Source organism: Vibrio sp. RC2502 (assembly GCF_054850435.1).
Genome location: NZ_CM141453.1, coordinates 3,175,602 through 3,195,142 on the forward strand (window position 1 = coordinate 3,175,602; position 19,541 = coordinate 3,195,142).

At 46.5% G+C, this 19,541-nt stretch carries 24 protein-coding genes; 9 read left to right on the plus strand and 15 right to left on the minus strand.

The genetic code is table 11. The features are described 5' to 3' along the window. Positions 1 to 21: 21 nt before the first annotated feature. Genes ftsX through ftsY form a run of 3 tightly spaced genes read right to left on the minus strand, consistent with a single transcriptional unit; the run spans position 22 to position 2,900 of the window. The gene (gene ftsX, locus ACYJZR_RS14800) at positions 22 to 990 is read right to left on the minus strand and encodes a permease-like cell division protein FtsX (protein ID WP_005481956.1); all 969 of its coding nucleotides are present in this window, start codon (positions 988 to 990) and stop codon (positions 22 to 24) included. Next, positions 980 to 1,654, minus strand: coding sequence for a cell division ATP-binding protein FtsE (ftsE, locus tag ACYJZR_RS14805; RefSeq protein ID WP_005481953.1), 675 nt, complete (start codon positions 1,652 to 1,654; stop codon positions 980 to 982). Before ftsE ends, ftsX begins: the two co-directional genes overlap by 11 nt. Positions 1,655 to 1,676: 22 nt before the next feature. Next, on the minus strand, positions 1,677 to 2,900 hold the full coding sequence (gene ftsY, locus ACYJZR_RS14810; RefSeq protein WP_005491145.1) for a signal recognition particle-docking protein FtsY: 1,224 nt from the start codon (positions 2,898 to 2,900) through the stop codon (positions 1,677 to 1,679). A gap of 223 nt (positions 2,901 to 3,123) precedes the next feature. On the opposite strand from ftsY, the gene rsmD reads away from it, so the two are divergent. Together rsmD and ACYJZR_RS14820 are read left to right on the plus strand one after the other, a co-directional pair. Then, positions 3,124 to 3,723 carry a 16S rRNA (guanine(966)-N(2))-methyltransferase RsmD gene (gene rsmD, locus ACYJZR_RS14815; RefSeq protein WP_005455148.1) on the plus strand — a complete coding sequence of 200 codons (600 nt, stop codon included), beginning with the start codon at positions 3,124 to 3,126 and terminating at the stop codon, positions 3,721 to 3,723. 25 nt (positions 3,724 to 3,748) lie between these two features. Continuing rightward, entirely contained in the window at positions 3,749 to 4,015 is a 267-nt protein-coding gene (locus ACYJZR_RS14820) for a DUF1145 domain-containing protein (RefSeq protein ID WP_005496405.1), read from the plus strand. A 53-nt stretch (positions 4,016 to 4,068) separates the two neighbouring features. On the opposite strand, the gene ACYJZR_RS14825 is transcribed toward ACYJZR_RS14820, so the two are convergent. From ACYJZR_RS14825 to ACYJZR_RS14835, 3 genes are all read right to left on the minus strand, one after another. Then, complete coding sequence (locus ACYJZR_RS14825; RefSeq protein ID WP_005455144.1) at positions 4,069 to 4,653, minus strand: YhgN family NAAT transporter; 585 nt, start codon at positions 4,651 to 4,653, stop codon at positions 4,069 to 4,071. A gap of 119 nt (positions 4,654 to 4,772) precedes the next feature. Further along, positions 4,773 to 4,994 (minus strand): YecH family metal-binding protein, encoded by a 222-nt coding sequence (locus ACYJZR_RS14830; RefSeq protein WP_015297472.1) that lies wholly within the window; start codon positions 4,992 to 4,994, stop codon positions 4,773 to 4,775. Positions 4,995 to 5,063: 69 nt separating this feature from the next. Continuing rightward, positions 5,064 to 5,684, minus strand: a complete 621-nt coding sequence (locus tag ACYJZR_RS14835) for a lysoplasmalogenase (RefSeq protein ID WP_005481960.1) — start codon at positions 5,682 to 5,684, stop codon at positions 5,064 to 5,066. A gap of 734 nt (positions 5,685 to 6,418) precedes the next feature. Here ACYJZR_RS14835 and ACYJZR_RS14840 point away from each other — a divergent pair. Further along, on the plus strand, positions 6,419 to 6,598 hold the full coding sequence (locus tag ACYJZR_RS14840; protein ID WP_005458791.1) for a hypothetical protein: 180 nt from the start codon (positions 6,419 to 6,421) through the stop codon (positions 6,596 to 6,598). A gap of 63 nt (positions 6,599 to 6,661) precedes the next feature. Here ACYJZR_RS14840 and ACYJZR_RS14845 read toward each other — a convergent pair whose 3' ends face one another. Further along, positions 6,662 to 7,030 carry a hypothetical protein gene (locus ACYJZR_RS14845; RefSeq protein WP_005489749.1) on the minus strand — a complete coding sequence of 123 codons (369 nt, stop codon included), beginning with the start codon at positions 7,028 to 7,030 and terminating at the stop codon, positions 6,662 to 6,664. A gap of 241 nt (positions 7,031 to 7,271) precedes the next feature. Here ACYJZR_RS14845 and ACYJZR_RS14850 point away from each other — a divergent pair, with 241 nt between their 5' ends. After that, positions 7,272 to 7,601 (plus strand): DUF2500 domain-containing protein, encoded by a 330-nt coding sequence (locus tag ACYJZR_RS14850; protein ID WP_015297474.1) that lies wholly within the window; start codon positions 7,272 to 7,274, stop codon positions 7,599 to 7,601. Between the two features lies 1 nt (position 7,602). Here ACYJZR_RS14850 and ACYJZR_RS14855 read toward each other — a convergent pair whose 3' ends face one another. Further along, entirely contained in the window at positions 7,603 to 8,616 is a 1,014-nt protein-coding gene (locus tag ACYJZR_RS14855; RefSeq protein WP_017449415.1) for an acyltransferase, read from the minus strand. Between the two features lie 251 nt (positions 8,617 to 8,867). Here ACYJZR_RS14855 and ACYJZR_RS14860 point away from each other — a divergent pair, with 251 nt between their 5' ends. Continuing rightward, positions 8,868 to 9,248: a cystatin family protein gene (locus ACYJZR_RS14860; RefSeq protein WP_005478972.1), complete on the plus strand. Its 381-nt coding sequence runs from the start codon at positions 8,868 to 8,870 to the stop codon at positions 9,246 to 9,248. An 80-nt stretch (positions 9,249 to 9,328) separates the two neighbouring features. Here the strand turns inward: ACYJZR_RS14860 and arsJ are convergent, their stop codons facing one another. The 6 genes from arsJ to rhtB form a co-directional block, all read right to left on the minus strand. After that, positions 9,329 to 10,546 carry an organoarsenical effux MFS transporter ArsJ gene (arsJ, locus tag ACYJZR_RS14865; protein WP_021454415.1) on the minus strand — a complete coding sequence of 406 codons (1,218 nt, stop codon included), beginning with the start codon at positions 10,544 to 10,546 and terminating at the stop codon, positions 9,329 to 9,331. A gap of 256 nt (positions 10,547 to 10,802) precedes the next feature. After that, a complete protein-coding gene (locus ACYJZR_RS14870) occupies positions 10,803 to 11,297 on the minus strand; it encodes a cyclin-dependent kinase inhibitor 3 family protein (RefSeq protein WP_005496396.1) in 495 nt (164 codons plus the stop codon). Between the two features lie 12 nt (positions 11,298 to 11,309). After that, positions 11,310 to 12,311 (minus strand): ArsJ-associated glyceraldehyde-3-phosphate dehydrogenase, encoded by a 1,002-nt coding sequence (locus tag ACYJZR_RS14875; RefSeq protein WP_005459102.1) that lies wholly within the window; start codon positions 12,309 to 12,311, stop codon positions 11,310 to 11,312. Positions 12,312 to 12,353: 42 nt separating this feature from the next. Beyond that, positions 12,354 to 12,689: a metalloregulator ArsR/SmtB family transcription factor gene (locus ACYJZR_RS14880; protein WP_005478993.1), complete on the minus strand. Its 336-nt coding sequence runs from the start codon at positions 12,687 to 12,689 to the stop codon at positions 12,354 to 12,356. Positions 12,690 to 12,795: 106 nt separating this feature from the next. Beyond that, positions 12,796 to 14,019: an EAL and HDOD domain-containing protein gene (locus tag ACYJZR_RS14885; protein ID WP_005459079.1), complete on the minus strand. Its 1,224-nt coding sequence runs from the start codon at positions 14,017 to 14,019 to the stop codon at positions 12,796 to 12,798. Positions 14,020 to 14,043: 24 nt separating this feature from the next. After that, positions 14,044 to 14,661 carry a homoserine/homoserine lactone efflux protein gene (gene rhtB / locus ACYJZR_RS14890; RefSeq protein WP_005459098.1) on the minus strand — a complete coding sequence of 206 codons (618 nt, stop codon included), beginning with the start codon at positions 14,659 to 14,661 and terminating at the stop codon, positions 14,044 to 14,046. A gap of 65 nt (positions 14,662 to 14,726) precedes the next feature. Here rhtB and ACYJZR_RS14895 point away from each other — a divergent pair, with 65 nt between their 5' ends. Together ACYJZR_RS14895 and ACYJZR_RS14900 are read left to right on the plus strand one after the other, a co-directional pair. Further along, complete coding sequence (locus ACYJZR_RS14895; protein WP_102591151.1) at positions 14,727 to 15,737, plus strand: alpha/beta fold hydrolase; 1,011 nt, start codon at positions 14,727 to 14,729, stop codon at positions 15,735 to 15,737. Between the two features lie 245 nt (positions 15,738 to 15,982). Next, positions 15,983 to 16,807, plus strand: a complete 825-nt coding sequence (locus tag ACYJZR_RS14900) for a Cof-type HAD-IIB family hydrolase (protein WP_053046720.1) — start codon at positions 15,983 to 15,985, stop codon at positions 16,805 to 16,807. A gap of 50 nt (positions 16,808 to 16,857) precedes the next feature. Here the strand turns inward: ACYJZR_RS14900 and ACYJZR_RS14905 are convergent, their stop codons facing one another. Beyond that, positions 16,858 to 17,328, minus strand: a complete 471-nt coding sequence (locus ACYJZR_RS14905; RefSeq protein ID WP_011106124.1) for an EVE domain-containing protein — start codon at positions 17,326 to 17,328, stop codon at positions 16,858 to 16,860. Between the two features lie 47 nt (positions 17,329 to 17,375). Between ACYJZR_RS14905 and ACYJZR_RS14910 the strand changes: the two genes are divergently transcribed. Both ACYJZR_RS14910 and ACYJZR_RS14915 read left to right on the plus strand, forming a co-directional pair. Then, entirely contained in the window at positions 17,376 to 18,926 is a 1,551-nt protein-coding gene (locus tag ACYJZR_RS14910; RefSeq protein WP_140201363.1) for a COG3650 family protein, read from the plus strand. After that, a complete protein-coding gene (locus ACYJZR_RS14915) occupies positions 18,926 to 19,540 on the plus strand; it encodes a tRNA-uridine aminocarboxypropyltransferase (protein WP_029830260.1) in 615 nt (204 codons plus the stop codon). The genes ACYJZR_RS14910 and ACYJZR_RS14915 overlap by 1 nt, the downstream gene beginning before the upstream one ends. Position 19,541: the final 1 nt, after the last annotated feature.

The window sequence follows — 19,541 nt, forward strand, 5'->3', positions numbered from 1 at the left end:
CAAGTATAAGACCTTCATCACTTAAACTGGTTCAATTTCTTTTAAGTGACGCTGCGCTGAAATGCGCGCGGCAATACAACCTAAAAGACTACCGGTGATAATCAGCAGCAAAGATTCATCCCAACTTAGGCCAATCAAACGGAATTGGCTGTCGTACAACGCGGCAAGATCTTCTACGGCGCTGTTCATCACAATAGTCACTAACGCCGTGACAAACCACGCAATGACTGCACCTAATACACCAAACCACATACCTGTGTATAGGTACGGACGCAAAATGAAGCCGTCGGTCGCACCGATAAGCTTCATGGTTTGAATCTCTTCTTTATTCGCCAGTACATTAAAACGTAATGTGTTACCAACGATTAAAAATACCGCACCCAACATTAGGATTGTCAGAGTCACGACAATAATGCCTGCTAGTGTTTTGATGGCATTTAAGCGCGCAAGCCAGTCTTCATCTAGCCTAACATCGGTCACATCTTGTTGTTGACCTACTTCTTTTGCTAGGGCTTGAATGTCTGTTTTGATATCAGATTCTGGCGTAATCACCAACACGCCTGGTAATGCATAACCGCTTAGCAAGCTCAGTGCTTGGTCAAAACCCGCGTACTGGCTTAAATCGGCCAAACCTTGCTGTGGAGAAATATATTCCACTTCTTTTACAAGAGGCCAAGTTTCAATTTGATCTTTGAGAACCATCACACGCGCATCCGGCATGCCTTCCACTAAGTAAGCACTAACTTGCGAGGGAGATGCCACATCTTCGGCAGCGCCTGCCACGTTTTTGCCCAATAGATACAAACAAGCTGGCATGGCAAGTGCCATGGAGATCACCGCTAGAGTCAGAATGTTGCCTAGTGGTCGTTGCCATAAGGCGCTAAAAGAGGATTTTGCTTGTTTTGCATGGACAGAGAAAAAACCATCGGTATTTGCACGCTTGGCACTGCGGCCTTTCCCTTTCTTTTGGGAGTGCTTGTTACCTGCCATAGTCTTCTACCTCACTTAGGAAGCCTTGGTTCAATTCAAAATGACGATATTGTGGGCGAGTGTTTACTAACCCAACATCGTGCGTAGCAAGTAGGATGGTCACGCCCGCACGGTTAAATTCTTCGAATAAACGCAACACACGGTTGGATAATTCTGGATCAAGGTTACCCGTTGGCTCATCTGCCACTAATAACGTTGGTCGGTTTACCACTGCACGGGCAATACCAACGCGTTGTTGTTCACCACCAGAGAGCTGGCTCGGCAAACAACGGGCTTTATCGAGTAAGCCCGTTTTGTCTAACGCCGCAGAAACGCGACGCTTAATTTCAGTTTCGGAAATCGATTCAATACGCATCGGCAGTGCGACGTTGTCGTACACACTGCGATCCATTAATAGACGGTGGTCTTGAAAGACAATCCCAATATTGCGGCGCAAAAATGGAATGTCTTTGCTTGGAATGCGCGTGATGTCGTGACCATTGAAATGGATTTTGCCATCGGTCGGACGCTCTATCGCACATATCAATTTCAACAAGGTACTTTTACCGGCGCCGGAGTGCCCGCCTAAAAACGCCATTTCTCCGCGCCTCAGGTGAAAATCGACTTTTTGTAGTGCTTGTCGACCACCTCGGTAAGCTTTACTCACTTGTTGAAATTTGATCACCGTTGATTTCCTCTAACTTCAATTACTCTTCACGGCTAAACAAAGCGTCGATAAACTCTTGAGTTTCAAAAGGACGCAAGTCTTCAATGCCTTCGCCAACACCAATGTAGCGAATTGGAATACTAAACTGATCAGCGATAGCGAAAATAACGCCGCCTTTCGCTGTACCATCCAGCTTAGTCAATGTAATCCCGGTTAGAGGAGCTACATCACTGAAAAGTTTCGCTTGGCTAATCGCATTTTGGCCAGTACCCGCATCCAGCGTCAGCATGATTTCATGTGGTGCAGAATCATCAATTTTCTTCATCACACGCACAATCTTGCGTAGCTCTTCCATTAGGTTGGCTTTGTTTTGTAGACGACCCGCCGTATCGGCGATAACCACATCGACGCCACGCGCTTTTGCCGCTTCAATCGCATCGTAGATAACCGATGCGCTGTCTGCGCCAGTATGCTGCGCGATCACAGGAACATTGTTACGCTCGCCCCACACTTGCAGCTGCTCAACTGCAGCCGCTCGGAAAGTATCGCCAGCCGCTAACATCACTTTCTTGCCTTGGCTTTGGAACTGCTTCGCAAGTTTACCGATGGTGGTGGTTTTACCCACACCATTCACACCAACCATCAAGATGACGTAAGGTGTTTTGCTGCTGTCGATCTCTAGAGGCTGTTCTACTTTAGATAGAATCTCCGCCATTTCTTCTTTCAGCAGACCATAAAGGGCTTCGCCATCTTTCAGATCACCTCGAGAGGCTTTTTCTGTCAGGTTGTTGATGATTTTTGTGGTGGTGTCCATGCCCACATCGGCAATGAGCAGTTGTTCTTCTAGCTCTTCAAATAGGTCGTCATCGATTTTTTTACCGCTGAACAGACCAAAGAAACCAGCACCGATGTTTGCTTTCGTACGGCTTAGGCTGCGCTTAAGGCGAGCGAAGAAGCTTTCTGTCGGCTTTTCTTGCTCTTGAATACGAGGCGCAACCGGTACTTGTGGCTCTTCTGCTTCTGCTTCTGCTTCTGCTTCTGCTTCTGCTTCTGCTTCTGCTGGGGCAGCCTCAGCTTTTTCTGGCTCTTGTTCAAGCTCTTGAGTTTGTTGCGCTTGCTCAGCAACCTCTTCGGTTTGCTGTTCTTCAGAAGGCGCTTCCACTGCTTCTTCTGTTACTGTTTCTTCAGTTTTTGGTTTTGGGCTTTGTTCTTCGTCACCAAAACCTAGCCACGAAAGTAATCCGCGCTTCTTTTTTTCCGTCATCTGGGGCTATCCTAGATTGTCTTTTTATCTATTAATGACTCTTTTTTGACAAGATTATTATCTGTCTAAAAAAGGCTAATGACAAAGTTGTGAAAACTTTCCAATTAGGTGATTCTAATCTTATTAGTGTTACACTCTGTCATCTTGAATTTTCTGGGCTGTATCCAAGCTCAAAGCTTGGGCGATTGGGTATAGTATCACTTTATTAGCGGTCAAAAAATCTATGGTAAGACGTCGCCAGCAAAACACATCACAAAAAAAGCCAACAACGGGCTTTGTTCGCATTATTAGTGGTTTATGGAGAGGCAGAAAACTCCCTGTTCATGACGCTGAAGGTTTGCGTCCAACCACTGACCGCGTGAAAGAAACCCTGTTTAACTGGTTAGCACAAGATGTGCCGCAAGCAAAATGCCTCGATTTATTTGCTGGCTCTGGTGGTTTAGGTTTTGAATCGGCTTCACGCCAAGCAGAACTCGTGACCATGATTGAGCTCAACCCGCAAGCTTTTCAGCAGTTACAAAAAAACGTCGCGTCGTTGAAAGCCACTAATATCCAAGTGGTGAACACCGATGCCTTGAGCTTTCTGAAACAACCAGGCACACCACATCACGTGGTTTTCATCGATCCACCTTTCCGTAAGGGACTATTGGATGAAACCGTGACCTTGCTAGAGCAAAACGGTTGGCTTGCAGAAGACGCAATGATTTATATTGAAACGGAAAAAGAGCTGAGCATTGCTGGGCTTCCGGAAAATTGGCACCTGCACAGAGAAAAAACCGCAGGCCAAGTCAGTTACCGTTTGTATGAACGTACCTCAGCCTAACGCCTCGATTTAAAAGGACACTTAAATGAAAGCACTACTTATCCTAGCTAAAGCGGCGATTGCCTTTGTTTGGCTGGTTTTGATTCTGAACATTGTGATGCCATTTCCAGGTAATGCTGCGATTGCGCTGTACATCATGACAGCCTTCTTGTTCATCATGCACGGTTTGCAAATGGCGATCTTCATTGGTGCATTTGGCGATAAGATTCAGATGAGCAGTTGGGAAAAGTACTCCATTTTGATTTTTGGTATTTTTGCCCTGCTCGACATTCGTCGTAAACACATGATGTAAACATCGTTATAAAGAAAAGCCGCTCACTAGAGCGGCTTTTTGTTGTCTTTGATTTATCCCAAATAGCTTTTCACACCATCTAGGAACATCTGGGTGGAAATCATCACCAATAACAAGCCCATCAAGCGTTCCACCGCTTTCAGACCGCGTTCGCCCAACAGACGATTGAAAAAGCCATAGAACATCAAAATAAAGAAGGTCGCGCCCCACGCAATCACCACCGACGCTGAGAGTTCGACCAGTTTGTCGGGATGCTGGGAAGAAAGCAGAAGCAACGCGGCAATCACTGATGGGCCGGCAATCATTGGAATCGCCATCGGCACAATAAACGGCTCTTCACCCGCAGCTAACCCGGTGATGCTCCCTGCACTTGGGAAAATCATCTTAATTGCGATGATAAATAAGATGATGCCACCAGAGATACTCAAAGTTTCCGGCTGTACGTGCAAAAAGCTCAAGATGCTTTGTCCGGCGAACAAGAACAACATCAAAATCAACAAGGCAAAAATCAGCTCGCGGATGAGCACCTTACGACGACGTTTGGGATCGATGTGTTTAAGAATGGACAACACAATGGGCAAATTGCCAAGAGGGTCCATGATAAGAAACAGCATGGTCGCTGCAGAAAGAATATCCATGTTCTGGCCTCGACGAAAAAAATGGCGACCAGTGTATAGTAAGGAGATTGTGCGAGTATACGGCTAAGGGCGAAATCAGATAATTCGCCCTCGATTACCGAAACAACCTCAGACGCCGCTTAATGGTTGCAAATACGCGCCATGTTGACGACGAACTTGCCTTCGAGTTCGCGAACCTTATCGCGCTGTAATAAAAAGGTTAGCAATGCATCTAAGTCTAGATCATTCAACTTACAGGTATGAAAACGTACGTCTGCGCCAAAATGTTGTGCGAGCTCGTCGCGGCTCATTGGGGTTTCACGTAGTAGGTTTAGTAAGTTGTGAGCATGAATGTCACTCATCATTAACTCCAGTTAGCAAATAGAACCCGACCAGTGTACTGAAATCGTCGAGCACTGCTTTGACTTACGTTAGTAAATGATAGAAGCAACAATGAGTGCATGAGCAAGGAAGTAGCTACCACTTACCCAAACATACGCGCGCTTCATTGGTTTACGGAATCCGTGTATGGCGTAAGCGAGCGCGGAATACGTCATGATGACGGTACCACTAAAGCCAATGGCATTCGCGTAGCTAGGCGTTTGCAGCCAAACCTCACCGGCTGCCCAAGCGAGCTGCACTAGCATTATGCCCATAGTCACAACGGGAAAAACGAGCGAATCTAACTGCGGTAAAAGAAGGAAAAACGCCACGATACTGGCGGCAAGCAACAAAGCCAACAACCACCACACAATATCGCCATTGAGCTGAACCCAAAAAGATTTGCTGTAGCACACTTGCGCTGCGAGATAGGCAGCAAAATAGATCAGCTTACGTGTTTTAAACGAATGCAGCGTATCGGCGAACATAGAAACCACCAAACCACCAGCAATCCAGTAGCTGTGATCGGCCGACGGCCCTTGGGTTAGCACCAAAATAAGAAGAAGTAATAGCGTAAAAATTTTAAACACTAAGGATTGTGTCGGGTTCGCTTGCTTTGCACCCAACACGGAATACATACCTGATAACCCTATCGCCAGCCAACTCCACATGCCGTACATACCTTTTACTTAAACTCGCCGCTAGTCTAGGTAGACCAGTTTTGATGTAAAGACACAATCTACGAAAGTTGGATCTCGCTAGCGATTCGAAACATTTTGTAACCCTCTCTAGCGCTAGCAAAAATAATGTGGATTGGAATTCGTGGTTAGTGTTCACAAGATTTCATAGTGTGTGTAAAAAAGCCAACTTGTGTGTATGACCATCAACACGGACAAACATCAACCACAAAAAGTCTGGTTACCCCTATTCATCCTGATATGGGAAAGAATGCCATGATAAGCCCATCTAAACATCACTCTCCAAGTAGATTTGTTTGTATTAAAAATATCATTAAAACAACGTAACCCAATGATAAATAAAAACACATTAACGTTAATGAGGGCAAAAACACCATTAGCCGCTCCACGACCCACCAATTATACTTCCTTGCCAGATTTTCTCATCAGATAAGAAATTCTTGCACCATCCTAGTGCCTTCATTAACCACCGCCATAGCACAACACTCACTTTTCTCAACTTTTGAGAAATACAGACAAAATACCAAATCAACCACCAAACTGAGACAAAAAACAATATAACAGCCACTTATTAACCATTTATAACACATTAAAATCAATAACTTAAAACACAAAAGCATAATTAAGACCCAAAGCGAACACTTTAAATACAGCCCAAAAAACACTGTTTTATTGGTCAATTTAAAGTAAAAACAGCCAAGTTAAGTATGAGTTTTGAAAAGTTTTCTACAGATACGTTGATCAACAGCCAAAAACAGTGCTATATTTACTCCATCGAGTTCATCAAAGATTTAAGAGGTAGTGTTATGATTTCATCTTCTCAAAAACAAGGGCTGGTTATGATTGCAGTGGTTGTGGGTTTAATGACACTGCCAATGATGTACTAAGCTACTGATTAAAAAATAAAAAAGGACGCTTTCGCGTCCTTTTTTATTTCTCAATTTTTAGGTTTACTGTATGTGCTCTGACAAGATGTCCCAATGCATGTAGTAAAAACCGAGTGCAGCGAGTGTGATTAGCGCCATTAGCAAAATAGCGGTTCGCCAAATAAAACGGGAACTTCTTGGCGTTAACTCTTTTTCACAGTCATCACACGCTGCCATGAAACCTTTTCGATCATCCAGCTTATAGTTGTCCTCATGCACGACTTTATTACGCACAGTGGCGATAAAACGCAATTTCGCGATCACATCATGAGGTAAGCGCTCTTCACAACTGCTGATAAGTTGGTGCAACCCTTTCCCTTCTGCGTGATATTGAGTACGCAAAAGCTTTTCGATCGTTCGGGTACGCATGACTACTTTTTCGATATCTGACATCGTAACCCTCCTTTACTGACCTTCCCTTCGTTAGTCATTTCATTCTTCTATAAATTTAGAGCTTTTTCGAGCGGTTAAGTGCAATTTTCCTTTCAAATTGTGCCCTTGCACGCATATAAACTGTGAAGTCCGCCGAATAAAATCTACACCCCTTTTATTAGATCACGAATAGTTTATCTCAACTCATAGTTTAATCAGGGAGTTCTGTAGAATAGGGCCCAATGAAACATTGGAGGTTATCATGCCAATCTCACTTATCTTGGCCATTTTTGCCCTCATCGCCCTTGGCGCATGGGTGTTCTTTCGTTTCTACAGCAAACATTACGTTGGTGAAGATGCGCCAGAACAAAGTGTTCAAGTCACTATTTTAGACAAACAAGCGATCGATGTGCCGGATGCGCAGCCGGGACAGGACGACCAAGAATATTGGATTTATGTGCAACGTGGCCCAATCGGCCCGAAACGAGAATTCCAAATTGGCGTGCACTATTACCACGCGCTTAATCCAGGCGATAAAGGCACCCTGACCTACTGCGGCGACAAATTCCTACATTTCGCCATCAAACGCTAACTTACGGCAGTAACCAACGAGTCTTGGCTGATTTCGAGAACAAATAACTCATCGCCAAGGCTCCCGCCCCACTTAACACAATCCACACAGGGATCACCCATGCTGGATGACCGGTATACCAACCGAACTCTTTCATCGGCCATAAGAAGATTGGGTGAAGTAAGTAAATGCCCAAGCTGTGCTGGCTGATAAAACTCACCACTTTCTGCACGTTCTTCGGCAACCCTTCCCCAAAATACCGACACAGCATAAAAATCATCGATGCCGCCAAAATCACGTTCAATGTTTTGTATGACAACCAACGCCCCACGGTGTATTTCTCCGCTTCCAAACTGTTGGTCACCACCATGGTGAATGTCACGGCTAACGCCACCAATCCAAACCCAGTGAACAACGTCACCATAGAACGATTTAGTGGCACTTTTTGAAACAGAACATAGCCCAAAGGCAGATAGCCCATATAGAGCCACATTTGGTTACTCCATGGCCCATCAATCTTGAACAGGAATAACGTGCTAGTGAACATCCAAAAAGCCAGATAGGTATAGAGGACATTGTCATCGACATTACGAGCCATCCATTGGAATAGAGGAATCACGAAATACAGTGGAATAAAGTAATAGAAGAAGCCTAAATGGTAATAGGTGGCATGAAACGGACTATTACTCAGCACTTCTTTGACGGTTTCAAAATCGAATCCTTGTGCCGTCCAACCCGACAGATACGCGTAGAACGTCGACCAAATTAGAAAAGGCACCAACACCTTCCCCAAACGCCGCTTCACGTAATACTTGCCATCAAAAGGACGTGTATCACTGAGCATCAGAGCGCCCGTAATCAAAATAAATACCGGCACCGCCCATCGGGTCACGCTGTTCACTCCAACGGCGGTGAGCCATTGGTCCATTGGGATCACGCCCAACTCGTTTCGATAAGGCGCCAAGACATGAATAGCGATCACGGCCACTGCGGCGACGCAGCGCAATAAATCAAAAAACAGAACCCTTTCTCTCATATCCTTTCCTACCTTGGATCGCTTATCGTTTATAGCATAGGGCAATTTTCACTCAATTAAATAGTTAACAATCTGTTTTTGCTTATTTTTAACCCAACAATGACCTGTTAATTGTATTTAACCGATAAATACTGCTGAACAGAATCAATTGAAACGAAGCGATATGTGACCAACACTTTCTCGAATATGAAACAGATATAATGAACAGAACCCCCTAGGATACTGAGCACATTACAAAGAAAGGTCTTGTTATGAAGAAAACATTATTGGCGTCACTCGTATGTGTAGTGGCTTTAGCTGGATGTAATCAAAAGGAAGAGACCGAGGCGCCTGCCCAATCGCAACAGGAAGCGAACCCAATCTGTAACTTAGAAAAACTGCCCGGCGGATGGTCGCAAAGTGACATGACCGATGAAGCGCAACCATTGCTTGATGTGGTACTCGCGCAAATGAACACTTCCGCTAAGTTAAAGCAAATCCTCAGTGTTCGCACTCAGGTGGTAAGCGGCATGAATTACGCGATTGAATTTGAAATGGATAATGGCGAAATCTGGAATACGATTGTCTACCGCTCGTTAGACGACGAAATCAAGATGACGCAACCTGCAAAACTTGGACGCTTCTGCTCATAATATGCAGACATAAAAAATGGCTCCCGATTGGAGCCATTTTTATTCACGATGTTCTGTTCAACCCATCACATTCATCAGAACTAAGCCGTGGCGATATTAGCTTTAGGCAACTTAATCGAAATCAACGTTGTCAGCGCCAAGAAAGCGAAAGAGACCCACAAACACGCCGCTAGTCCAGCTTCTTGGTAAATCCACCCCGACAATACCGTTCCAATCAAACGTCCCATGGCGTTGGCCATGTAGTAAAAGCCGACATCCAACGAGACGCCGTCGCCTTTGGCATAGCTCACAATCAGATACGAATGCAGCGAAGAGTTAATGGCAAAGACCGCACCAAAAATCATCAGCCCAACCACAATCACGATTTCCGGCTGCCAACCAATTTGTACTCCGTAAGCAATCCCGCCCGTGATTAAGGCAAGAACCCCCGCCCACACTAATGCCGCACTTCCATCAGGCACGCGACCCTGCGCTTTACCCGTAATGCGCGGCGCAAAACCTTGCACAAAGCCATACGCGATCACCCATGATGCTAAAAAGCCACCAACCCACAAGTGATCCCAGCCAAATACGCTGCCGAGATAAACCGGCAAAGCCACCACAAACCAGACATCCCGCGCACCAAACAGGAACATGCGCGCTGCGGACAAGATGTTGACCGATTCAGACTTAGAAAAGATGTGGCTAAACTTAGGCTTATTTTTCGCTTTGCCCATGTCGGCTTCTAGCCAGATCATGCTGCAAATGAACACTACCGCGAGCACACTCGCCATAATAAACATCGAGTTTTGGAAACCCACCCAAGACAACAACAAGCCACCGACAAAGAAACCCGCCCCTTTGAGTGCGTTCTTCGAGCCCGTCAAAATCGCCACCCATTTGTAAAGTGCGCCTTGCTGCTCATCTGGTACTAGCGTCTTAATCGCACTCTTTGCACTCATCTTGTTGAGATCTTTAGCGATACCAGACAAAGCTTGCGCAGCCATCACCCAAGGAATCGTCAGCCAAGCGTTGGGCACTGCCAACATTAACAACGCAAACACTTGCATCGCTAGGCCAATATTCATGGTTTTGTTCAGGCCTAACCGGGCCCCTAACCAACCACCAATCAGATTGGTCACCACGCCAAAAAATTCATAGAAAAGAAAGAGCGAGGCAATGGCTAACGTTGAATAACCCAAGTCGTGAAAATAGAGCACCACCAGCATACGCAGCGCTCCGTCGGTTACGGTAAAGTTCCAATAGTTAAACGTCACTAACATGTACTGACGAATACTTTTGCTCAATTGAGAAATCATATTGACCTCTTATGTACAGCGATAGACGCATTTAGATCATCATGTTCTAAATACTGATTAACCTGTACACCAACCATAAGGCGATACAACCTTAGTTCGAGTTTACAAACACGCTGGCATTTATAATTGAAAATTAATAATCAATAAAAACAAAAGCTTAACCTATCACCTTCCGTTTTATCGCTGAGCTATATTCCATTATAAAAACCAGACAATAGCTTTTGGGTCATGATGTTCCAAAAGCTATTTAAGCTGATCACGCGTCTTTTGCCACCCGTTCGATGTACTCAAGCTGCACTGGTTTGGTAAACGCGCCTGGGCGCAGTGCCTGAACTTCTCGCACGATATCGTCCAGCGTCCATTCTTTTTCTAGCAGTAAGTGAGCTGCGAACAAACCAGTGCGACCCGAGCCGCCCATGCAGTGCATCGCAACTTTGCCATCTTGAGCAAGAATCGCATGCAGTTCAGGGCTAGCTTGTTGCCACTTCACCGCGAAATCCTCACTGGGTGCGCAATCATCTTCAATCTCGATCTGGAACCATTTCATACCCAGTTGTTGGGTAACTTCACCCAAATCCGCGACGTCTTTCGATGCTAGCTCAGCATTGTCCAATGCCGTAACCACGGCTTGAACACCCTGCTCTTTTAATTGCTGTAAAGACGTTTGCAAATCGACGCCTTTCGTACCCGGGCACGGTGTTAAAACTAATGCACCAGAGTCCAAATCTAATTGCCATGTGGGATGAGACATTGTGAACTCCTATTAAGCCAAACCAACGTTACGAACCAATTCTGCGGTGCGCGTTGCGTAACCCATTTCATTGTCGTACCACGCGTAAATCTTCACCATGCGAGAGCCAACGACCATTGTTGAGAGTGCATCAACGATGGTTGAGCGTTGATCGCCTTTGTAATCGATCGACACCAACGGACGCTCTTCAAAGCCAAGAATGCCTTTTAGCTCACCTTCTGACGCTTCTTTCAGCAAAGCATTCACTTCTTCTGCGGTGGTATCGCGTTTCACATCGAAGATGATGTCTGTCAGTGACGCATTCGCCAGCGGTACACGCACTGCGTGGCCGTTAATCTTGCCTTTTAAATCAGGGAAAATTTCCACAATCGCAGTCGCACTGCCCGTGGTGGTCGGGATAAGACTCATACCACACGCACGGGCACGACGCAGATCTTTGTGCGGTGCATCCAAAATGGTTTGCGTATTGGTCAAATCATGAATCGTCGTGAAAGAGGATTGCTCAATGCCCAATTTCTCATGAATGACTTTTACCACTGGAGCGATGCAGTTGGTCGTGCACGAAGCCGCTGTCACGATACGATGTTTGTCAGGATCGAAAATGTGGTCGTTCACGCCAACAACGATGTTCGCAATGCCTTCTTCTTTCACTGGTGCGCTAACCACCACTCGCTTCACGCCCTGATCGAGATATTGGTCAAGGTACGATGTTTTGCGGTGCACGCCTGTCGCTTCAATCACGACATCACAACCAGACCAATTCACTGCATCGATGTCGCGATGCTGTGTCGTCGCGATGCGCTTGCCATTGATGACGAGTTCATTTCCCTCAACCTGCACTTCATGGTGCCAACGGCCTTGAACAGAGTCGAACTCCAATAAATGGCCCAACGTTGCTGCATCGCCCGCAACATCATTGATTTGCACAAATTCCAATTCTGGCCAATCGAAGGCCGCGCGCAGCGCCAAACGTCCAATGCGCCCAAACCCGTTAATCCCTACTTTAATCGTCATAGTCTTACCCTTTAATCTTCAACCTTGAATCTTTGTTCGCTGTTAACAGCAAGCCTCACGACTTTTATCGTGCAAGCGTGTAATGTCGTCTTGGTATTCTTGCTTCAAGCAATTCGATGCTACTAAGTCTTCAATCAACTTGCGCATCCATCCTGGCAATTGCTGCGATAACTCGTAGTACACCCATTGTCCCTGACGCTTATCGACTAAAATGCCACTCGATCTTAACTGAGCAAGATGACGAGAAACTTTCGGCTGACTCTCTTGCAATGCAAACGCCAAATCACCTACGCAAATTTCTCCTTCGCGGGCCACCAGCATTAAGCAGCGCACACGAGTCTCGTCAGATAAAAGCTTGAAAAACTGATGTGGAAGCATAGTTAACATACCTATATATGGATATGCGTATATGTTTATTTAATTGTGCCAAGGCGTCAAGAGCCACGCCCTTGCCTTCATAAAAGTTTCATACTAATAGAGAGAATTAGACCGTGACGACGCTTTGGCTCCAGCGAACCGCTTCGCTTAACGAGGCTTTGACTTCATCGAATGACAAACCCAACTGACCCGAGAGCTTTTCGACGCCATGCCAATCAGCTCGCTCGTAGCATTCTTCTAGCGAGATCAGCACGCCGTACTCACCCTTACGATGCAGTAATGCTTGCTGCACAGAATCACTCAACGGCAGTTGCTTCACCAGGGCTTCGATCGATAAGTCGAGCATGGCATCTAAGATCGACAATAAGCCGACCATAAAGCCTTGCTCATTGAGATGAGAAAAAGGTTGGTAACGCGACATCAGCTCACAGAACTGGGCACGTTGCAAAGAGAGGTTGTACAACTCACGCGGTTTGTTGCTTGAGATGTAAGACGCCACCACCAAAGAGACAAATTGCTTCAGCTTGTCTTGACCAAGGTAAATCAGCGCCTGACGGAACGAGCTGATTTCCACCTCTAATGTGGTGATCTGGGTATTCACAAAACGCAGTAACTTGTACGACAAGGCCACATCTTGCGTAATGATGCTTTCAATGCGGTCAAAATCCGGCTCTGGCGCGCAGACTTCCCGAAACAGTTGTAACGCTAACACCTGCTCCGGACTGACGTATTTGGTTTGCGACACCAATGGCTTGCTAAAAAAGTAGCCTTGAAAGAATTTAAAACCCGCCGCTTTGGCTTGCTCAAACTCTTCTGCGGTTTCGACGCGTTCCGCTAAAAAGTGATATTTGACGCGCTTAGCGAGGTGGGTTTTAACCAGCTCACACGCTTTTTCTAGCCCCATCGCCATGATATCGAGTTTAACGATGTGCACATAAGGTAAGAAGCGACGCCACTCCGGCGTTAAGGTGAAATCATCCAGCGCGATCAAATAACCTTCTCGATATAACTCGCGAATTGCATCGAGAAGATCATCGGTAGGTTGGCAAGTCTCTAAGACTTCTACGACGATTTTGTTTTTTGGCAAGCTGCGAGGCAAACGACGTACCAAGCTCTGATGAGGAAAGTTGATAAAGCATCGCGAAGAAGCAATTACTGGGTTAGTACCCAGTGATAGAAAGTTCTCGACGATTAATCGGTATGTCGCTCGGTTTGATTCGATATGAGCGGGATAGGCGTTGCTTTCCCCATCTCTAAATAACAATTCATAACCCAGCGTCTGTCTTTTACGGTTAAAAATCGGCTGACGAGCGACATACGTTGTATTCATGCGATAGAACTACCTATAAATGGCTTAGGATTTTGCAGCCGCTAATAATGCGCCACAACCCATAAACATTGAACCGAATACTTTGTTAATTTTACCCATGATTTTGTCTGAACGGATAAAGCGTCCCATCTGCGCCGCTAACGTGGTGTAACCCAACATTACGCACGCATCAATCACCACTGTCGTCACCCCTAGCGCCAACAATTGCGTCAGTTGGTCTTTTGCAGGGTCGATAAACTGAGGGAACAACGCCACCAAAAAGACGATCGATTTAGGGTTAGTCAGGTTAATTAAAACGGCTTTATACAATAATGCGCTACCTGACATCTCTTTGTGACTCTCATTGGCAATCAAGCCTGAAGTATCACGCCATTTCTGAATACCCAACCATACAAGGTAAGCCGCGCCTACCCATTTAATGATAGTAAACGCAGTTGCCGATTGCGCCACCAGCGCACCGATGCCAGCGCCAACCAAGGCGATGTGAATCGCGAGCCCGATTTGCAGACCAACAATCGCGCCAAGCGATTTACGCGTGCCGTAACTCAAGCCATTGCTGATTGAGTTAACCGTGCCAGAACCCGGAGCCAAACTAAAAACGATTGCAGTTACCACATAGGCCAACCAAACGTGGGTATCCATTGCATTTCCTCACTAATTCTTCGATGATACATCGCGTCTACAATGTATCTTCAGGTAATCGACTAATGGCTACTAACCATTCACCTTTGACTTATACTCAAGAGACTTTATTTGAGCAAGCAATTGGTGGTCCGATCGCAGCACTTTGGCAAACTCGCCAAGAGGGCTTTGTTAAAGGGACAGAGAAAAAGAAAATCTACTGGTGCAAACTCACCAACCCTGAACACAAAAAAGCCGTGCTGATCGTCAATGGCCGCATCGAATCTTCCTGGAAGTACCAAGAGCTGTTTTACGATCTCTACCGCCAAGGTTACGATGTGTATTCCTTTGACCACCGAGGACAAGGTTTATCAGATCGCCTATTATCTGACTCTGATATGGGTCACGTCTATGACTTTACTGACTATATTGATGATATGGACGTGGTGATCAAACAACACGACCTTAAACAATATCAGCAGTGCTTTATCATCGCGCACTCCATGGGCGGTGCCATCGCGACGCGCTACCTGCAAACCCACCCAGAGCACCCATTCACTGGTTTGATTTTAAGCGCACCCATGTTTGGCATTAACTTGCCGTGGTACTTATCACCCATCGCTATCCCAGTGACGCAAATTCTTTCTGCCGTGTCACCACTGCCGCGTTATGCGCCGGGTCACAAGCCGTACTTTCCCAAGCCTTTTGAGGACAATCCTCTCAGCCAAAGCGCAGGCCGCTACCAGTGGTTTCGCAATCTCTATACAGAAAAACCGGAACTGCAAGTCGGCGGACCAAGCACGCGCTGGGTATGGCAAGGGCTCATGGCAGCGAAACAGTGCTTTTTGTTAACTCGCCAAGTAAAAGTGCCTGTGCTACTGGTTCAAGCAGGCAATGATCGTATCGTCAGCAATCTCGCGCAAAAACGCTTTATCGAGAAGCTGCGTAAAACCAATCCTCATGCGGCATTGCTTTCTATTGAAGGCGCACAGCATGAAATCTTGTTCGAAACAGACCAGTACCGCAATCAAGCGCTCGATGCGATCTTCCGCTTTATGGATGGCCCTACTTCGTCGTCAGACGAAAAAATGCAATAAGAGTTGTAGGCGACCACTTCACCGCAATGATTAAAGAGGAAATGTCTCTCAAACGATTTACCCTCTTTTTCATCCTTATTTTGGCGTACACTGCTTGCGTCTGTTTCGCCCACCTCGCACGTTTAACGAGGAAAGCAGGCAGCATTAAGTTCCCCCGCATTCGGAGCAGTATGATCTAGTCAGTCTACTGTACTCCGTTTGCAATCAACCTGTTCCACTCTATCCAAACCGTTTACGAGGGCTTCATGAGCACATCGCTACCTTGCAAAGAGATCACTAAAATCGTTGCCTCAGATCTGGATGGCACGTTACTGGCACCAAACCATCAGCTAAGTGCTTACTCAAAAGAGACGCTAAAAGCGCTGCATGAAAAGGGTTACACCTTTGTCTTTGCAACGGGTCGCCACCACGTAGACGTTGCAAGCATTCGTCGCCAAGTGGGCATTCCGGCTTACATGATCACCTCAAACGGTGCGCGTGTTCATGACCAAAACGATCAACTGATGTACAGTGAAAACGTACCTGCGGATTTGGTTCAAGGTGTGATCGACACGATCAAACATGATCACGATATACTTATCCACATGTATCAAAACGACAGTTGGTTGATGAACAAAGACGACGAAACACTGCGTGATTTCCATGACGAATTCACATACGTCTTATTCGATGAAGACCAAGCGCCTACCGACGGCATTGCGAAAATTTTCTTCACCCATCCAGCGCAAGATCATGAACGTTTGGTGGTGTTTGAAAACAAACTGCGTGAACAGTTTGGCGATAAATTGAATATCGCGTTCTCTACTCCTTGGTGTTTGGAAGTAATGAGTGCGGGCGTTTCGAAAGGCCACGCGCTACAAGCAGTCGCAGAAACTCTGGGTTTAACGCTCGAAAACTGCATTGCATTTGGCGACGGCATGAATGATGTCGAAATGCTATCAATGGCAGGCAAAGGCTTAGTAATGGGCACATCACACGAGAAAGTGATGAAAGCGCTCCCAAACAATGAAGTGATTGGCAGCAACGCAGACGATGCCGTGGCGCATTACCTGCAAGATCACCTGCTCTAACCCTTGGGTTAACAACAAAATCACGAAGGGCTGCTACTTGCAGCCCTTTTTTATCTCTGGCTTGGTAACTTCTCTTTGCCAAGAATCGCTTCCCACTCATCTTCGGTCACAGGCATGATCGAAAGACGATTTCCGCGTTTCACCAGCGGCATGTTCTCAAGTTCAGGCATCGCTTTCATGACCGACAGAGGGATCACCCGCGCGGTTTTACGCACAAACTCAATATCGACCATGATCCAACGAGGGTTATCTGGGTCCGATTTTGGGTCGTAATAATCACTTTCTGGGTCGAACTGAAAATGGTCGGGATAGGCTTCTCGCACGACTTTGGCAATCCCCGCCACGCCAACATTTTTACAGGAAGAGTGGTAAATCAGGACAAAATCGCCCACCTTTACTTGGTCACGCATCATATTGCGCGCCTGATAATTACGAACTCCCTCCCAACATGAAACCTTTTGGGTTCTAAGCGTGTCAATAGAAAAGGTATCTGGTTCTGTTTTAAATAACCAATATGCCATAATGCCATCCGATGCCGATTGAGTAACAATAATGAGGAAGATATAACATGAAGGCTTTGAAAAACCCAGTGGCACTCGCCACTCTGCTGGTTCTGCAAGCATGTAGTTCGCAACCGCCACAATCTGGCGCGGAAACACCAACCTCTCCACCAGCATCATTAGATAAGCCTGAAACTATTCAACCTCAAACTTTTATGTTGCGCGGCAAAGTAATCATCGGCCATGAAAGCCAATACATCATGCCTTGCGGCAGCGACAAACAATATTGGTTGCAACTGTCACCTCAACAAATTCAACGCGCCATTAAGCTCGGCAATGAACCGTACCAAACCATGTATGGCGAAGTCATCGGTCATCTTAATCCTCCGGGCATTGATGGTTTCTCTGCGGATTTCGACGCCAACTTTGTGGTTGAGCAAGTGAACTTCCTCACTACCGAAAACCCAAATCGTTGCAGCCAACCGCAAAAACCGACGCGTGTATTTGGCAACGAGCCGTCTTGGGCAGCCAGTTTTGAAGCCAATGCGCTTAAGTTCCAACAGATGGGAAAAACCACCGAAATGCTGTCTATTCAAAGCAGTCAACTGCAGCCGCGCCAACGCACTTATAGGCTTGATGATGGTGAACTACGCATGACGGAAAACCTCTGTTCAGACACCATGAGCGACTCTTTATATGGCTGGAAAGCAACACTCAAACACGATGGAAACACTTACCAAGGGTGTGGCATGGCAGCGAACGTTGATGCAACGCTTAGCTGGGCAAATACCTATGTAGCCACCTCAACGCAATCACAAGGTTTTGAGGTGCAAATGACCTTAAACCCTGACCACAGCGCCACGACGAAATACAGCTACTCAAACGGTCAAGACCCATTAGTGGAACGCGGCTTCTGGCAACAGTTGAGCCCGTCGCAAGTTCAAGTTGTGATGACCCACCACCAGCAACAACGTTTGATGTCTGAGCGACTCTTTACGCGCGAAGGCAACCAACTCAAAGCCACCAAGGAAAAAGTGGGCAGCATGGTGTACCCGATCGCCGATGGTGGCTTAGTGCTTTACCCAGCAACCGTTCGTGATGCAGGCGTTCAACAACCGGCGGCGAAGCGCGCAGACCAACCTATCGGCAGTGCTGACATCCCATCCAGTGCCGATTTCGATTCCAAAGTCGATGCTGCGGTACGTAACTACTTCTTCATTCACCAAACCGACCCAAGCAATAACCAATACCGCTGGTTAACGTACGATCTCAATGGTGATGGTAATGAAGAACTGCTGGTTCAATTGGATTGGTGCGGCTCAGGCGGTTGTACGCTCTTGGTGTTCGAAAACCATGAAAAAGAATGGCGCTTCAACAGTCGAATTACACTGGTAAGAAGCCCAATGATGCTCGGCCAACAAACGTCGCACGGTTGGCGCGACCTGATTTTCGATGTTAGTGGCGGCGGTGCAACACCAGCAAAACATGTCATGCAGTACACTGGCGTAAGCTACCCTCTGAACCCGAGCATGGCACCAACAGCCACACCTGAACAAATCAGTGGTGTTCGTCTGTTCTCGGATGGTATTAGCCCAGTTCGTGAAGGGGTTCGACTGTAATGTCACAACCGTGTCCCCATTGCGGTTTTCAGTTCAACTGTATTTGCTCGCTGGTGCCGAAACTCACCAGCAAGCACAACATACTGCTATTGATGCACCCAAATGAGCTTACTCGTGACACCAATACGGGCCAGCTATTACAGCATTGCCAACTCAACGTCGAGCAAGCAATCTGGGATCGCAAACAACCACCAGCAGAGTTGCTCACTCGCTTGGCTAATCCATCACTGTACCCAGTGATTCTATTCCCAAGCGAAGAAAGCATCACACTCGAACATGTGGAAATGCAAAGCCAGCAACAAGCCAAAATGCCGCTGTACATTATTTTGGATGCCACCTGGCAAGAAGCACGCAAGATGATCAATAAGAGTCGCTGGTTAGAAGGTATCCCTACCATGGGACTTTCCGCACTCGCCGATTCTCAATATCAACTGCGACGTAATCAGCAACAAGGCAACTTGTGCACCTTTGAGGTTGCTGCCCACTTATTAGGTCAACTTGGTGAACAAGATAACCAACAGCAAATGCATACGTTCTTTGCTCACTACCTTGCGCTGTTCCAAGCCGAGAAAAGTGGCCATGCTCTCAAACCGTCGCCACACTCTCTCGAGTAAA

Excerpts from the sequence above, each read along its gene's own strand:
- ACYJZR_RS14845 (WP_005489749.1), bottom strand. The coding sequence starts at position 7,030 with ATGTCAGATATCGAAAAAGTAGTCATGCGTACCCGAACGATCGAAAAG.
- ACYJZR_RS14885 (WP_005459079.1), bottom strand. The coding sequence starts at position 14,019 with ATGAATACAACGTATGTCGCTCGTCAGCCGATTTTTAACCGTAAAAGA.
- ftsX (WP_005481956.1), bottom strand. The coding sequence starts at position 990 with ATGGCAGGTAACAAGCACTCCCAAAAGAAAGGGAAAGGCCGCAGTGCC.
- ACYJZR_RS14895 (WP_102591151.1), top strand. The coding sequence starts at position 14,727 with ATGGCTACTAACCATTCACCTTTGACTTATACTCAAGAGACTTTATTT.
- rsmD (WP_005455148.1), top strand. The coding sequence starts at position 3,124 with ATGGTAAGACGTCGCCAGCAAAACACATCACAAAAAAAGCCAACAACG.
- arsJ (WP_021454415.1), bottom strand. The coding sequence starts at position 10,546 with ATGATTTCTCAATTGAGCAAAAGTATTCGTCAGTACATGTTAGTGACG.
- ACYJZR_RS14860 (WP_005478972.1), top strand. The coding sequence starts at position 8,868 with ATGAAGAAAACATTATTGGCGTCACTCGTATGTGTAGTGGCTTTAGCT.
- ACYJZR_RS14875 (WP_005459102.1), bottom strand. The coding sequence starts at position 12,311 with ATGACGATTAAAGTAGGGATTAACGGGTTTGGGCGCATTGGACGTTTG.
- ACYJZR_RS14880 (WP_005478993.1), bottom strand. The coding sequence starts at position 12,689 with ATGCTTCCACATCAGTTTTTCAAGCTTTTATCTGACGAGACTCGTGTG.
- ACYJZR_RS14835 (WP_005481960.1), bottom strand. The coding sequence starts at position 5,684 with ATGTGGAGTTGGCTGGCGATAGGGTTATCAGGTATGTATTCCGTGTTG.
- ACYJZR_RS14915 (WP_029830260.1), top strand. The coding sequence starts at position 18,926 with ATGTCACAACCGTGTCCCCATTGCGGTTTTCAGTTCAACTGTATTTGC.
- ACYJZR_RS14825 (WP_005455144.1), bottom strand. The coding sequence starts at position 4,653 with ATGGATATTCTTTCTGCAGCGACCATGCTGTTTCTTATCATGGACCCT.
- rhtB (WP_005459098.1), bottom strand. The coding sequence starts at position 14,661 with ATGGATACCCACGTTTGGTTGGCCTATGTGGTAACTGCAATCGTTTTT.
- ACYJZR_RS14830 (WP_015297472.1), bottom strand. The coding sequence starts at position 4,994 with ATGAGTGACATTCATGCTCACAACTTACTAAACCTACTACGTGAAACC.
- ACYJZR_RS14840 (WP_005458791.1), top strand. The coding sequence starts at position 6,419 with ATGAGTTTTGAAAAGTTTTCTACAGATACGTTGATCAACAGCCAAAAA.
- ACYJZR_RS14910 (WP_140201363.1), top strand. The coding sequence starts at position 17,376 with ATGAAGGCTTTGAAAAACCCAGTGGCACTCGCCACTCTGCTGGTTCTG.
- ftsY (WP_005491145.1), bottom strand. The coding sequence starts at position 2,900 with ATGACGGAAAAAAAGAAGCGCGGATTACTTTCGTGGCTAGGTTTTGGT.
- ACYJZR_RS14905 (WP_011106124.1), bottom strand. The coding sequence starts at position 17,328 with ATGGCATATTGGTTATTTAAAACAGAACCAGATACCTTTTCTATTGAC.
- ACYJZR_RS14850 (WP_015297474.1), top strand. The coding sequence starts at position 7,272 with ATGCCAATCTCACTTATCTTGGCCATTTTTGCCCTCATCGCCCTTGGC.
- ACYJZR_RS14855 (WP_017449415.1), bottom strand. The coding sequence starts at position 8,616 with ATGAGAGAAAGGGTTCTGTTTTTTGATTTATTGCGCTGCGTCGCCGCA.
- ACYJZR_RS14870 (WP_005496396.1), bottom strand. The coding sequence starts at position 11,297 with ATGTCTCATCCCACATGGCAATTAGATTTGGACTCTGGTGCATTAGTT.
- ACYJZR_RS14900 (WP_053046720.1), top strand. The coding sequence starts at position 15,983 with ATGAGCACATCGCTACCTTGCAAAGAGATCACTAAAATCGTTGCCTCA.
- ACYJZR_RS14820 (WP_005496405.1), top strand. The coding sequence starts at position 3,749 with ATGAAAGCACTACTTATCCTAGCTAAAGCGGCGATTGCCTTTGTTTGG.